Raw genomic sequence first — 15,204 nt, forward strand, 5'->3', positions numbered from 1 at the left:
CGGTCTGAGGCAAGGCGCGTTGACGGGCTGCCTCACGCGTGCCATCAATATCGAAGACCTCCCACTGTCCGCCGGCGAGGGTCCTTCAGTTCGCCTCTCTGCCGCTCTTTGGTGAGCGGGCGAGCGAGCAGATCATCGAGAAAGAGTGTGCGAAGAGCTTGGATGGATGCATCGGGAAGCTGTGCCAAAAAGCGCGAGAGCGTTGAACGAGCGGGCAACTGGTCACGCTCAAAGAGGGCCATGAAAGGTCCTGCAAAGGGCTGAAGTCTCTGGTAGAACGCTTCCAGGGTGCGTTCCCCGCTGATGGCATAGCCGAAAAGGACCGCAAGAAAGTCGATCACCTCATAGTGCCCGAAACGACGTCGCGCAAAGCGCACCTTCTCGTTGACCTTGGTCAGGACACCGTTCTTGCGCAGGTGCTTGGCGATCAGCACGACTTCGCCAAACCAGGAGGGAATCGAGGGAGCAGACTCCGATGAGGTCTGGACGATAATCGATCCATCAACGGTACTGGTCATATCTCCGTCCAGGTGGCTGTCATGTTCATCATTCTGTTTTGTATTCTGCCTCGGCCTGGTGTGTGCGCAGAACAGGAACAGCCAGCAGGATCGAACCAATAGCCAGAGCGATGAGCAGTGCACCAGACCAATACGGTGTGGCGTGACCGAACTGAACGTAGAGCAGACCGCTGAACAGCGAACCCAGGATCATTGCCAATGACTGCATTGACTGACTGGCACTGCCAACCAGACCTTGCTGGCGCGGTCCGGCCAGACGTGAAAGCAGACCGCGTAACGCGTTCTCCACCAGACCACCAGCCCCAGCAAAGAGCAATACCCCTCCAAGTACCAGAAGCGGCGAGGCGATCAGCACAATCAATCCCACCAGAATATAGCTCACCGCGATCAGTATCAGCGAGCCGATGCTCAGTGTTACCTCGCTCACAACTGAGAGCAACTTGCCTACCAGTACGCCCTGAACCACAATATCGACCACCCCAACCACTGTCGCGACCATCCCAGCAGCGGCGGCGTTCCAACCCAGACTATCCTTTAACAAAATGGTCAGGTTTATTCCCATACTCGCAAACGGCAGATAGTAGAGGAACACAGCTAGCAAGAGCCAGCGCAGATGAGCATGGGCAAGCAGGCCGCCGAGTTGTTTGAAAGGATTGAGGGCGCGGAGGCTGATCGCGCTGATGCGGTGTTTTTTGCTCAGGCTCTCCGGCAGAAAGAAGAAGCCCCACACGAGCGCAAGCAGAATGACGGCTGCCGCAGCAAGAAAAGGAGTACTCAAGTTGAGCGTCGCTAACAGGCCACCGACACCAGGGCCGACAAGAAAGCCGACTCCGGAGAAGCTCCCCATGAGACCGAAGTACTTTCCGCGCTCCTCCGGCTTGGTGATATCGGCAACATAGGCAAAGAGGACGCCAAAGTTCCCCCCGGTCAGGCCATCGATGATGCGGCCCAGGAAGAGCAGCCAGAGCGTCCCACCCAGACCGAAAAGCAGGTAGCCAATCGCTGAACCGAGTAAACAAACGCACAGGATCAGGCGTCGTCCAAAGCGATCACTCAGCAGACCCAGGACGGGAGCTGCGATAAACTGGCAGATACCATAGATCGAGGCCAGAGAGGCCACGACCAGTGCAAGATTGCCTGGATTGTTCAGATAGCGCAGGGTCATAAAGGGGACCACAGGGAAGATGATGGTCATCCCCATAGAATTGAGGAACGCAACCACCGCGAGAAAGAAGATGGCCTTGCGGTCAGGTGCGGGCATCTTGTCGCCGCCGGACGATCCCGTCTGAGAGGTAAGAGGTCCTAATGTACTCATAAAGTCAAATTCCTTATCTTGAGAGCGTTAAGTATTCGATGAAAAGCGGTTCGCACCCTTTTTAAGCACAGGTGGAACGCTGGTTGCTACCGCTTCTCAGGCTGCCTTTACGATACCAGTCAGGAGGATGAGACAGCCTCATCCGAGCGAATGATTCGTCGGATGATGGACGATGCTGTCGTTTCACATGGGCATGTGGAGGCAGGAGGAAATGCTTTAGACGTGTTTCAGTTGATTGGCAACAGCACTCGCTGCGAGGCGGTTGTGGACGCCCAGCTTGCGATAGATACTCTGAACGTGGGTGCGTATCGTATTGATTGAGACCACGAGGGCGCTTGCCATCTCAGCGTTGGAATTGCCCGCGACCAGCAGACGCAGGACTTTCTGTTCTTGTGGACTCAGAGGTTCTGGCAGAAGCATGGTATCAACGACCTTCTGCTCATCAGATGAGCGGCTTTCCTGAGCAAAAGCACCCAGGATCTGCCGCACGTAAACAAGCAGTGCTTTCTCATGTAGAGAGGGCAGCAGCGCGCGCAGCAGGAGAGCCAGCTCCTTCCCTTCATCGAGGAAGAGGCGCAGGTAGCCTTCGCCGCGTGTCGTTTCGAGCACCTCCACGAGCTGCTCTCGCGCCTTCTCATACGCCCGCAGCTTTGCATACGCCAGAGCCAGCACCACCTGAACTTCCAGTCTGAAGTGCAGATGGCCGGTTCGCAACGCGGCAGTAGAGAGCTGCTCTAGCAGTTCTATCGCCGTGATAGTTTCCGCCCTCGCCAGGAAAAAGCGTGCTCGCAGTAATTGCTCGCATTGGCGCTGATAGCGAGGCACTCTCTCCTCATTGTTCTGGTGAGATACTGCCCAACGTCTCACCGATGCCAGATCGTCATCGGCAAGTTGAATGCGTACAAGCCGAGCCTGGACTTCCCGTGAGGTATGGAGAGAGGCGGTTGTCTGTCTTTGCGCTAACCAGGCGGTCAGGCGGTGCATAGCCTGCGCCGTCTGACCGTGTCTGTGCTCAATGTGGGCCAGGAGCGCCGAAGCGCGGGCCTGCACCTCTTCTATGTTCATCTGTTCCCCAAGCAAAAGAGCCTCATGTGCAGCCTGTTCCGCTGCTGCCAGATCGTTCCACTGATAGAAAATCTGCGCCAGCTCTCCCTGGGTACGAGCGATATCGTCGTGATCCGACACGCTCCTGGCCTCGGCCTGAATCTGTCGCAATTGCTCTGCTGCCTGGCGTAGCTCGCCCATCTCAAAGCTCACACGGCTCAATCTGCTCCTGGTGGCACGTGCGCCGGTAGGGCTGCCTTGCTGCTCGTTGAGGGGCAGGACCGCGAGAAAGTGTTCGCGTGCTGTCACTAAAATCCCGTTGTGAAGTTCGCCGATTCCTACAGCGCTCAGGGCCAATATCCGCCAGGTCACGGCTTTCTGGGGAAGCCAGGCGAGCGCCTGAGTGGCCCATGAGACGGACTGGAGGATTCTGCCCTCTTGACGAGCAAGCAGGGCACGGAAGGCAAATACCTCGGCCAACTTTGCAGTCGTGTTCGTCTCTCGCCAATGGTGTTCTGCCACCAGGAGCAGATGGTGGATGCGCTCTTTGCAAGATGGTGCCTCCAGTGAATGGAAGAGCAGGTTGCGAGCAGCGTAGAGACAGAGATCGGGATGGTGTTCCAGGTCTGCTTCCGGCAAGCGTTCCAGCCAGCGCTTCAGGCGATACCATTCGGTGGTACCAGGTTCGTTGATCTGCTGATGCTGTTCAAGGGACCGTGCTATCAAGCGGGCGGCACGATGGTATGCAGCGGCGGTAAAAGCGGTTTCGATGGCTTCTGGAAGCAGTCCATCTGCCTCATACCAGCGGCTAGCGCGAATCGCCAGTGCACGGATGCGTTCCTCGCCGAGGCTTCTGCGCGCCTCCTGCTGCATAGCCTCGGCGAAGAGAGGGTGGTAACGCGCCCATGTTCCTTCCCAGTCTAACGACATCAGAAAGCAGTCGCCTTTGCGTAGCATGGTAAGCAGGTGTACACTATCATCACGTTTGGTGAGAGCGTCACAGAGCGAGGCTGTGAGACGGGGAAGCATGCAGGTATGCAGGAGAAAGGTTTGCATCTCCTCTGACAAGGTGTGAAAGATCTCGTGGAGGAAGTAGTCATGTATGTTCAACGCCTGGCGTGATATGGAGTGCTCTGTACTGCCAAAGAAGGCAGTAAGAATGTGTTCAATCTCCTGCTCGTGTGCGGACCAGCGGAGCATTTCTACCAGGAAGCGCAAGCCGACAGGCCACCCTTCCAGCCGCTCATAGACCTGGTGGACGGCTCTGGGCGAGAGCGTAAAGGAAAGCTCCTGGGCGAGAAAGGCGCTGGTTTCTTCTAAAGAGAAGCACATGGAGAGCGGGGAGATGTCCAGCACCTCGTTACGAGCGCGCAGGCGAGCCAGGGAGAAGGGAGGATCGCCGCGAACGAGCAGAACCAGATGGAGTGATGCAGGCAGGTGCTCAAGGAAGAAGCTGAGTGTAGCGGCGATCTGAGGCGAGGTGATGACATGCAGATTGTCCAGAATGAGCATGCCAGGATGCTCAAGATGACTCACATCGTTGAGCAAAGCAATGAGCATCGCGTCCAGTGGTTTGAATGATGGCAGCAGGTGCTCGTGGAGCAGATCCAGCGCGCCCTTTCCGAGTTCGGGTTGCCATTGCTGGCAGGCGGCGATCATATAGCGCCAGAAGCGAATAGGGTCGTTATCTCCTTCATCGAAAGTAATACAGGCCGCGTGCGGAAAATCCGAGCGTTGGGATCGTGTGGTAAGCCAATGGCTAACCAACGTGGTTTTGCCATAGCCAGCGGCCACTGAGATGAGGGTCACTTTGTATTCCAGTCCCTGATCCAGCAGCGTGAGCAGATGATCACGCTGAAGTAACGAGGGCTGGTGGCGCGGGAGCTGGAGCTTTGGAAGCAGCAACGGCTCAAGGGATGGCGAAGCAAAAGTTGAGGCTGTACGTTCCGCTCGTGGTGTATGCTGTTGGGAATGCTGCGACTGTGGAGGCAAGACAGCGCCTTCAGACGAGAGTTTGGCCGCGATATCCTCCAGCCGCTCCAGGCTCAATTGTGCACTCCGTCCGGCGTAGCACTTGAGCACCTGCCCCTTGTGGCGCTGATAGGCGTACCAGTAGCCCTCGCCGCCACGACGACGCTTTTCTTTGAGGAGATTGATTGGCCCATCGCGGCCTTGAAAAGCAAATGCGCGATGTTCCTCAAGCCATGCCTGCCACGCTCCTCCTTCCTCTGAGAGCTGGCAGGAGGCCGCATTTCCCTGTGTGATGAGCAGAGAATGTTCTTGCTCAAAAGGTCGTTGTACCAGGTATTGTGCGCGCTTTGGCAGAGACCGATACTCCTTTCTCTCTCTTGTCCCCCAACACTTAGTGTGAATGAGTATACAACGATGTGTATCAAAAAACAAGTGTTCCCCAACAGGCAGATACCTCGCATGGTTGACTCATTCCCTTTCTTTGTTTGCAAGAGCACTCATACTCGCTCCCGATGTTGGCTGGCAACAGAGAGATCAACGACCTTTGCGTCAACGCACTCCGTCTTCCTTGCCTGTGCTTGATTGAAGAGAAGCCTATCAGAGGATGCTTGAGAGACTTCTTTCCCGTGAGGAAGGGAACACATTCCTTTAAGTTAGAGGTTTACACGTATTCTGGGCCGATCTCAAGGAGGCATATGTGAAGCCGGTTCGCTCCCTGCGACAAGCTCGTTGCGCAATTCGTGGGAGATTGCAAGCGAGAGGAGATGCCAAAGCGCATTAGAGCCAGTGCAATTGACGAGCGGTTTCGAGAGCCTCAGTCCGTCGGGAGACGCCGAGCTTGCGATAGATGCTGCTCACCTGGGTTTTAATCGTATTAGGGGAGACAATCAATTCCCGGGCGATTTCGGCATACGTGCTCCCAGCATTCAACAACCGCAGCACACGCACCTCCTGGGGAGAGAGCGACTCCTGTGCTCTGAGAGGAGTGGTATCAACCCTGGTTCTCTGTTGTGCTGGGCTGGACACATGTTGTTCAAAGGCAGCCAGCAACCGTCGCACGTAGGAGCGAGAAAACGATGCAGCGACAGCGGTGGATTCCTCCGCCTCGCGTGGAACGGTGAGCAAGCTCTGGAGGACCTGTTTCATGGGCTGGCCCATATCCAGATACACACGCAGGGCCCCTTCTGGCTCCGTCATCGCGAGCAAACGAGCCATCACTGCCTGGACGGTTTCTTGTTTCCCCATCTGATGCAGAGCGACCGTGTAGGATGCGAGATAGTCCATCATGGTATTGCTATTGCCGGGCCGATCAAGCTGTTCGCGAAACTGCTCCAGCAATTCCAGCACTCGTGGATACTGGTGCTGCGCGAGCAAGACGCGAATCCACATCAGAAATACTGCTTTGTGGTTAGGATTCCAGGCTGCCCGAGAAAACACAACCTGATCGGCCCAGCGACCCGCCTCCTCCAGATTCCCCACGGCCAACCAGTATTGCGCACGCACTCCAGCCAGGTAGAAGCTCTGACCCGCAAGGGGGGCTTGCCTGCTCAGCGCTTCAGCCTGTTGCAACGCCTGATCTGTGGCGGTCGGATGGCCACAGACGATCTCGATCTGCGCTAAAACGCTATAGCCCATCATCAGCAGATCGACCTGCTGCCAATCCTGAGCGATGCGGAGCAGGCGCCGCGCCGCATCAGCGGCTTCGTCCAAGCGGTTCCAGTAGTAGTAGGTGCAACTCAGGAAGTAATACAAGTACCCAGCCCAGGCGGTGCGCCCACCACTCTGCTCCACCAAGGCCAGACCCGCCAGGCATTCCTGTTCCACCGCATGCCACTGCCCGGCTCTCATAGAGGCAAAGGCCAGCCATCCTCTCACCCTGGCACTCGCCTGCCAATCTCCTGCTTGAAGCGTTTGCTGCTTGACCTTCAACAACCAGGGGATCAAGAGCGCTCCCTCACGCCGAAGTCCCTCGACCTGCCAGTAGTGGATAGAGTAGGCAATCATGTTCCAGCAGAGCTCCTCATCCTGACCAAGCGCCTCCAACTCCCGCGCCAGTGCGGACAACCGTTCTGTCTCACCGTCTTTGAGAAGTGCCTGCGTCTCTATCCAGGCTCGTAACAGATACAAACGCCGCCTGATCGAGGTCAATGCAATGAGCGTGTCCGTCTCACCTCCCTCAATGCTGCCTGCACATTCTTCCTGAGCATGCAGCATTGCTTCCAGGCGCGCAATCGTTTGCTCAACCTGTATCCGTGTCCTGATAGAGACCGCATCCTTCACGCTATACAGAGATTCGAGTAGACGTAACATCACGGTCAGAGCAAGTCGAGCATATTGCCACAGAATGCTCTCAGGAAGCGTCACGATCCAGCTATATAGCGTGTGTGCTTCACCACCCAGCAAGAGGGTGGGTGCAAATCGCTCCATCAAGCGTGCCGCGTCAGAGTAGTCAGCCGCAGCCAGAGCGTGGGTAATGGCTTCCCTCAGTTCACCCTGTGCCTCATAAAAGCTGGCGGCACGTTGGTGGAACAGAGGGATCAGTTCCGGGGAACTGGCCTGCAAGCGAACGAGGAGCGCTTCACGAAAGAGATCATGATAGCGATACCACTGCCGCTCTTCGTCCAGCGGCACCACAAAGAGATTGGCTCGCTCTAGCTCCTCCAACATCTGCTGGCTCTCCTTTTGCGAGGGCGAAGCAGTTACCACCTGGCAAAGGGCGGCGTTCATACGAAGTAAGATGGCTGTCTGCAGTAAAAACTCCTGCTGCGGGGCGGGCAACTGCGCCAGGATGTCCTGCTGCACGTAATCAAGCAGATAGCGGTGGGAGCCTGCAAAGTCCTTGACAAACGTGGAGCGATCCTCGCGCTTGCGCAGGGAGAGAGCCGCCAGTTGCAGACCGGCAATCCAGCCCTCGGTACGCGTCTCCAGAATTGCCACCTCTTCTTCAGAAAGAGGGAGACCCATACTCTGCACCAAAAAGCGGGTGGTTTCATCCTGACGAAAGCGCAAGTCCTGGTCGCGCAACTCAAGCAGATGCCCACGCATACGCAATCTGGAGAGGGGAAGGGCAGGGTCGGATCTTGTGGCAAGCACCAGATGCATATGAGCGGGCAGATACTCAAGCAGGAAGAGCATGTCTTGATCGATACTCTGATGACTGATGACATGAAAGTCATCCAGGATGAGGATGACTTCTCGCTCGATCTGTTCCAGTTCGTGAAGCAAGTTCGTCAAGATGGCAGAGAACGGGGGAGGCTCAGGCGCGTGTAGCAAGGCCAAAGCGGTCTGTCCTATCATGGGCAGACCGCTCCGCAGGGCCGCAATGACCGAGTTCCAGAAACTGATCGGCTCCCGATCGAGGACATCAAGCGAGAGCCAGGCAAAAACCGGACGGAATTTCGCTCCACCCGGTGCTCTTCCCCGACTTTCCTCTGCACGCTGTGCTGCTACCCATGCCGAGAGTAATGTCGTCTTGCCACTCCCAGCAGAGGCAGAAAGAAGCGTCAATGGATAAGAGCGCACAGCATCCAGTTCTCTCAGCAAGCGAGCACGCTCAACCAGCCAGCCCGGCAGGCGCGGAGTGGAGAGCTTGGCTGAGAGCAGAGAGGAAGGCTGATCCGAGGGCGATTGCGCTGCAGCGATGCTTTCGCTGCGTGAAGGAGATGATGACGAACGGGTAAGTTCTCTGGCAGTCTGCTCCAGGTGAGCAAACGTGACCCTCGCTGACGGTCCCAGGTAGCGTTTGCGGGTGCGCCGAGCTTGCCTGCGATAAGCATACCAATACTGAGAGCCGCACGGTCGTGCTTCTTTGATCACACTGAGATGACCTGCCTGCCCCTGGAAAGCAAAGGCCATTTGTTCCTGCACCCAGGCGAGCCACGCTGGCTCATCTTGCGGATGAAAAGATCGCTGGCGCTGTCCATGTATGTGAAGATCATAGCCCTGGTGTTCTTCTGACCAGAGAAGGATCTGTGATGACGGTTTTGGCATAGATCCGTTGTTCCTCTGCTTCCCCTCTGATAGGCATGTGTTTTCTCCGATCACCCACTCGATCACCCAATAGCGAGGAGTATAGCACAGAAAGAATGGAGCAGTCAAAGAGGACGCCTCTACTCACGATATCTGCTCAACACTTGGGAGTTCGCCCAAGGTTGTATCGTTCTGCCTGGGAGGGAAAATCAGGCGCTTCCCCTCCCGGAGAGTGATCTCGTTCTCTGAGTACTTAGAGGAAAAACCTGAGATGGGTTTCTGTTTCTAGCCTCTTAGAGTATTTACCAGGCACGTAGGCGATGCCTTGCGCGGCAAGGGAGTCGATCAGTTCGTCATCTTCCCGGTGAGCGAGGTTGTAATGGTTCTGCACGCACACAATTGGTGCGATCGCTTGTGCCTCTGCAGTGACGTTGCTGACACCAAGGTGCTTGATCAGTCCCTCTTGCTGCAGTTGCACGAGTACCGTGAAAGGTTCAGCGAGCGAACCAGCAGCGGGTCCGGTGGCCTCTCCCACACCCAGATTGACGACGTCGAGCACATCGAGCCCAAGGTTGCGCAGGTTGTCATACACGGCCTGGCGCAGTTGCTCGGGAGCGAGTGCCTGCGGCCAGCCGCCTTGAGCATCTCGCAAGGATCCAACCTTGGTCACGATGTGCAAAGAGTCGGGGTAGGGGTGTAGGGCTTCCTTGATGATTTGGTTGGTGATGTGCGGACCGTAGGCGTCAGCTGTGTCGATGTGCGTGATGCCCAGGTGGACGGCCTCACGCAGTACGGCCACGGCTGCTTCGCGGTCGGCTGGAGGGCCGAAGACGTACGGGCCGGCTAGTTGCATGGCAACGTAACCCATGCGAGTCACGGTCAGACCCTCGGCCATAGTGAATGTTCCTGCGGCTGTGGCTGTTAGATTGTTTTATTCATTCGCTGAATGCGATACCATAGAATATTTCCTCTTTTTCTCAGACCTGGCGAGCTCTCTGATTTTTTACGCTGTTTCTCCTGGCAAAGGTGGTCCCACCAGAATGACCCCATAGCGCTCAGTGACGCGATGGAGCGCTTGTTCGTCGACTGGCTGCGACCGTAAGAGCGCAGCGGTTTCCTCAAAGTACTGACGCACCTTTGCTGCTGGCAGCGCGAGGATGAGCAGTTCGCCATTTTCTGTGCCCACATTGCGGAAGGTATGGGCGGTCCCACGAGGAACGAAGACCCAGGCTCCCTCAGAGGCTTTCGAGATGGTATCTGCCACTTTGATCAGAAAGGTTCCTTTCACAATCCAGAAACACTCATCGAAGTTGCTATGCAGATGTTCTGGCGGTCCCGCTGCAGGTGGGACCACTTCAAACCAGGTGTCCACTGCCCCATTGGTCGTCTCTCCTGTCGTTTTCCACACCTGGTACCAGGTCTCAGAAAGAAACACTCGCTCTCCCTGCTCGAATGCTCGAAGAATCGGACTCGTCACATGCTCTGTCATCTGGTTTCTCCTTTCGCTCCCTGGAAGGGAGCAAACATCTGCTCAAAAATGTTCTCGGGCCTGGACACTACGCGATATGAAGAATAATGCGACCTCTCCCATGCCCACTCTGGCTCAGTTCCTGCGCTTTAGAGGCTTCGCGAAGTTCGAACGTGGCGGCAATGGAGGTGCGCAACTGACCCTCATCGATCAGGCGCGAGATGGTGGTGAGAAGCTGAGCCGTATCGCCCAATTGAGCGTTGAAGAACGCGGTCCGTACACCCAGGGTCTGTGCTTGCCTCTCGTCAGGTTGTCCCGCGGTGGTCAGCAGCGTCCCACCCGGCTTCAACGTGACCAGGGCACCCGCTGTTCCCTCCCCACCCACGGTATCGAGGACCAGATCCACCTGGTGAACCTCATCCTCTACACGGGTCTGGGTGTAGTCGATGACCGTATCTGCGCCAAGTGAACGCACAAAGGCGACATTGCTGGTCGAGGTGGTGGTGATCACCTGTGCGCCGTGCCGATGAGCCAGCTGCACAGCAAAAAGGCCGACCCCACCGGAACCACCCAGGATCAATACCCGTTGTCCGGCCTGGAGCTGCCCCTGAGCAAAGAGCGCCTGCCAGGCAGCGACCGCGCCTATGGGAACCGTTGCCGCTTCATCAAAACTGAGCGCTGTGGGTTTGGGAGCCAGTGTCTGTGCAGGCACAAGACAATACTCTGCGTAGCTTCCTCCTGCCATAATATGACCAAAGACTGCCTGACCAGGCTGAAACGTCGTGACACCAGGACCAACGCGTTCAACCACCCCTGCCAGTTCTATGCCAGGTACATAGGGAAACCTGGAGGGCATGATATCCTTTAACAAGCCCAAACGAATTTTCCAGTCGAGGGCATTGACGCCTGAGGCCTGGACACGGACCAACACCTCACCCTCTCCAGGCACGGGTTGCGAGATCTCTTCGAGGCGAAGCTGAGCAGCATCGCCATAGGCATGAACTTGTATGGCACGCATGGTTGTCATTAGAATAGTCCTCTTTCATTTCAGGTACATCAGGAGATAAATGTCTTTGCTGTTTATGCAGAAGGTGAGAGCATACCGGATTGTTTGAGCCACGCCTCCAGTGTTAGGAGGTCCGGGTGAAGCTGGCGTAGAGCGGGAATAGCAGCTTGATAGCCAGATTGATTGAACCATTCATACATCATGGCGGTCTCGGCATCAAAGCTACGGAGTTGCTCTAGAGGCAGTTCAACAAAACGAGTCGGTTTTCCGGTTACTCGCTCGATGCTTTCGGCAATCTCAGCGATCGTCAGTTCTTCCCCGGCAATTTCGATTTCTTTGCCCAGGAACGACTCAGGATGCGCGAAGGCCAGGGCCGCAAATTTTCCAATATCCTCCACGGCGATCATTTGCAGGCGAGTCTCCGGGCGTAGTGCCTGGCTCACCACCAGCGTGCCATCAGCCTCTACTGTGGTGGCATACTGAAGGTTACTCATAAAAAAGACCGGACGCAGAATCGTCACGGGCAGATGCAGGGCACGCAGATACTCTTCTATCTGCCACTTGCTCTCAAAATGGGCAATCCCCGTCCCACGTTCGGCCCCACCAACTGAGGAATAGACTAAATGACTTACGCCAGCTTGCAAAGCGGCATCAGCGACTGCTTTCCCCTGCTGAAGCTCCGCTGCCGCTCCCCCTTCGGCATAGGGGGTTTGCACGCTGAAGATGCCATAGACGTCCTTCATGGCCTCGCGTAACGAGGACGGCTGGTTCAAATCGCCCTGAACTAGCTCTACCCCTTGTTGGCGCAACGCCTCAGACTGCGCTCGCCTGGGATCGCGAACAAGGGCACGCACGTTCCAATCATCTTTCAGAAGTTGCCGGGCGACAGCTGATCCTTGCTGTCCAGTGGCTCCAAAGACAAGAATCGTTTTATCAGTATGTGGCATTCGTTTCCTCTTCGGCATATACTATGCCGATATAGTATTTTCAGTCAGGGCAAAAAAGGAACTCACTTCTCCATTATTGTCTCTATCTGTCCTCTCGCCGGAGTTGAGGGAACATCTCCCTTGTCGGCGATAGTGGAGAGTATACTACTGGCAACACAAAAGATCTTGATCTTTTGGAGTCATTTTCTCTGAGGGAGAGACATGATCCATTAGGACCATTCCTGCATCCGAGCAGGATGAACGCAGCATCGGCGTTCAGTGGTCCTGTTTCGCGAGGAGATCAAGCGAATGCGCACGTGCTGCGGCCTGTGTACGGTTGCGTACCCCCAATTTGGCGAAGATGGCTTGCACGTGCCGCCTGACGGTGTTTGGCGCGATCACCAGAGCATGCGAGATCTCCTGATTGGAGGCTCCTTGTGCCAGCAGTTCCAGAACCTCTTGCTCGCGAGGACTGAGCGGATCAATGAGGGCCTGATTGTGAGCGGAAGAGGCAGGGCCGCTCTTCTCTTCTTGCAGAAACGCTTCGAGCAAGTGATCGACATAGAACCCTGGATGATGCTCGCGGCTGCGTTTCAGAAGAGGCACGAGGCGGGGACCTTCATCGAGAAAGTGACGCAGATAGCCTTCTGGTTCCCCTATCGTCAGGGCTTCTTCCAGCGCCTGCAACGCTTGCTGTTCTTGCTGCATCTGCTGGCAAGCCAGCGCCTCCAGCAGGCACATTTCTAACACCTGCTCCCGGCGCCCTGTCAAGCGTGCCTGGGGCAGCCAGATAGCGAGCAGCTGGTGTGCCTCTTCACTGCTGCCTTCGGCCAGCAGGACCCGCACCTGGGCTACCGCCTCTCGCTCCTGTGCAAAAACCGAAAGGAGGGGCACGTGTTGTTGAGAGCGCTTCCTCCACTGCACGGCGACCTCCTGTTTGCCCATGGAGAGCCCGAGCCGGACCTGGAGACCAGAGAGAAGCCAGGCCTGGGCATAGCTATTGTCACGGTAGGCAGGAAGGGTGAGCAAGCGCTGCAGCGTCTCTGAAGCTTCGTCGAACTGCTGGCGCGCAAGGAAGATTTGCATCAAGACCACATAGGCTTGATCAACAAAAAGCATGGCGCCAGCTTGCTCCAGCAGTTGTACTGCTTGTTGTGTCTGGTTCAATGATTGTTCCAGGTGATTCTGCTCGTACAGCAGCGCCGCCTGACAGGCAGACAACGCCGCCTGTATGAGCGGCTTCTCCTGGTGTTTCAATGTGAGGGTGGCGAGCGTCTGCTCGGCTTGCTTGAGTTGTCCCTGCATGAGCAGATAGGACGAAGCCACGCAGAACGCCCGGCAGGCGCTCGCTATCCCTCCCGATTGCTCATAGGCTGGAACAGCCTCCTGGAGAGCTTGCCATGCCGTGCGAATCTCACCGCGAGCCAAACAGACATACGCCTGTGCCGTGCTCAGAAGGGCGCGAACATAGTTGTTGTCATCAACAAGCACTTGTCGTGCCTGTTCGGACAGCGCAATCGTCTCCTGCACATTCCCATAGAATCCCCTGCTCACAGCTCGACGGGCAAGCAGTTCTGCTGAGAACTGCCAGCGTGTGTTCCCCTCTGGCATCTGAGCGAGCGCGATTTCTATCTGGTCTAACCAGTCCTCAGCGGTCCGAAAATCCCCCATGTAATACCATAACCGGGCAGCGAACTGCCCGAGGCGCGGATGCTGATAAAACAGGTCAGCGGGGAGCTGCTCGATCCACTGCTGCATCATGTGGATCTCGCCGGGTTGCCCTCGTGGGTGGAGGAGAAAGTGCCCAAACAGCGTAATGACGTGCTGCCAATCGTGGCTGCGCACCGCGTAGTGCGCGGCCTCATACAACAGCCCTTGTTCGGTGTACCAGGAGCTTGCCTTCCCATACAGGGCATCGATCTGCTCCTGTGAAGTGAACTGACGGAGGTGATGGCGTAAGGCTTCTGCAAATAAATGATGATAGCGATACCAGCTTCCTCCCGCATCCACTGTCACAACAAATAGATGCTGGCGTTCCAGGTATTCCAACATCTGTTGACTCTGGCCCTCTTCCCACAGCGCATCACAGAGAGCCGCACAGAACTGGTCAAGCAAGCTGCTGATCAGCAAAAACGTCTGGAGCCGTTCTGGTTGTTGCCTGAGCACTTCTTCAGTGAGATAGTCCAGAATGTAGCGCTGGTTGCCAGAAGTCCGTGTCAACACCTCCGAGAGCAGTGCTTGGCCCCGTAACGAGAGCGCGATCAGTTGCAGTCCCACCAACCAGCCCTCGGTGCGCTGCGTGATCGCTTCGACCTCTTCGTTGGTCAGTGAGAGCTCCATGACCTCGCGGAGAAAGGCGCTGGCTTCAGAAGGCGTGCACTGTAGCTGTTGTGCCCGCACCTCCAGCAGATGCCCACGAGCCCATAGCCGGTGCAGAGGCAGAGGAGGATCTACACGGGTCGAAAGATACAGACAGAGTTGTGGAGATAACCGCTCAATAAGGTAGGTCAGGCTTTGATGGATGGCGGGTTCAGTCATCAGATGATAGTCGTCGATGACCAGCACGTAGCGAGCCTTCGGCTCTTCAAGCAGCCGATTGACCAGCAGGGAGAGCAGGTCCTGGATCGGTGGTGTGCGCTGATCCTGCAGCAGGGAGAGGAGCGGCTTCATCAGATCGGGAGCACAGCGCTGCAGTGCCAGGAACACGCACAGCCAGAACCGATGGACCTCATCATCAGAGGCATCCAGCGAGACCCAGGCGCAGGATCTGCGAGCCTGAGTGGCTGAAAACCACTCGGACAAGACACTGGTTTTGCCATAGCCAGCAGGAGCCGAGACCAGCGTCAAAGGGGACCGAAGACCCGTATTGAGCACATCATGTAACCGCTGCCGATGAATGAGGGCGTGCAGAGAAGTTGGTGCAGAAAATTTTGTACCGGCGATGACAAAATCGAGAGACATACCTGTATTGATGATTCCCTTCTCTT

General features: G+C 56.4%; 8 protein-coding genes and 1 pseudogene. All 9 read right to left on the bottom strand.

What is annotated here, in order from left to right; all coding sequences use genetic code 11:
* Positions 1–44: 44 nt before the first annotated feature.
* Entirely contained in the window at positions 45–518 is a 474-nt protein-coding gene (locus K3T83_RS56950) for a hypothetical protein (RefSeq protein ID WP_236065303.1), read from the bottom strand.
* Between the two features lie 28 nt (positions 519–546).
* A complete protein-coding gene (locus tag K3T83_RS52465) occupies positions 547–1,833 on the bottom strand; it encodes an MFS transporter (protein ID WP_220211013.1) in 1,287 nt (428 codons plus the stop codon).
* A 216-nt stretch (positions 1,834–2,049) separates the two neighbouring features.
* Positions 2,050–5,280 (bottom strand): winged helix-turn-helix domain-containing protein, encoded by a 3,231-nt coding sequence (locus tag K3T83_RS52470; protein WP_220211014.1) that lies wholly within the window; start codon positions 5,278–5,280, stop codon positions 2,050–2,052.
* Positions 5,281–5,625: 345 nt separating this feature from the next.
* On the bottom strand, positions 5,626–8,838 hold the full coding sequence (locus tag K3T83_RS52475; protein ID WP_220211015.1) for a winged helix-turn-helix domain-containing protein: 3,213 nt from the start codon (positions 8,836–8,838) through the stop codon (positions 5,626–5,628).
* Between the two features lie 286 nt (positions 8,839–9,124).
* Positions 9,125–9,724, bottom strand: a pseudogene (locus K3T83_RS52480) (oxidoreductase); the annotation flags it as partial.
* Positions 9,725–9,820: 96 nt separating this feature from the next.
* Positions 9,821–10,306 carry a cupin domain-containing protein gene (locus tag K3T83_RS52485; protein ID WP_220211017.1) on the bottom strand — a complete coding sequence of 162 codons (486 nt, stop codon included), beginning with the start codon at positions 10,304–10,306 and terminating at the stop codon, positions 9,821–9,823.
* Positions 10,307–10,373: 67 nt separating this feature from the next.
* The gene (locus tag K3T83_RS52490) at positions 10,374–11,312 is read right to left on the bottom strand and encodes an NADP-dependent oxidoreductase (RefSeq protein WP_236065304.1); all 939 of its coding nucleotides are present in this window, start codon (positions 11,310–11,312) and stop codon (positions 10,374–10,376) included.
* 53 nt (positions 11,313–11,365) lie between these two features.
* A complete protein-coding gene (locus K3T83_RS52495; protein WP_220211018.1) occupies positions 11,366–12,238 on the bottom strand; it encodes an NmrA/HSCARG family protein in 873 nt (290 codons plus the stop codon).
* A 255-nt stretch (positions 12,239–12,493) separates the two neighbouring features.
* On the bottom strand, positions 12,494–15,178 hold the full coding sequence (locus K3T83_RS52500; protein WP_220211019.1) for a winged helix-turn-helix domain-containing protein: 2,685 nt from the start codon (positions 15,176–15,178) through the stop codon (positions 12,494–12,496).
* Positions 15,179–15,204: the final 26 nt, after the last annotated feature.

This window comes from Reticulibacter mediterranei (assembly GCF_016587455.1).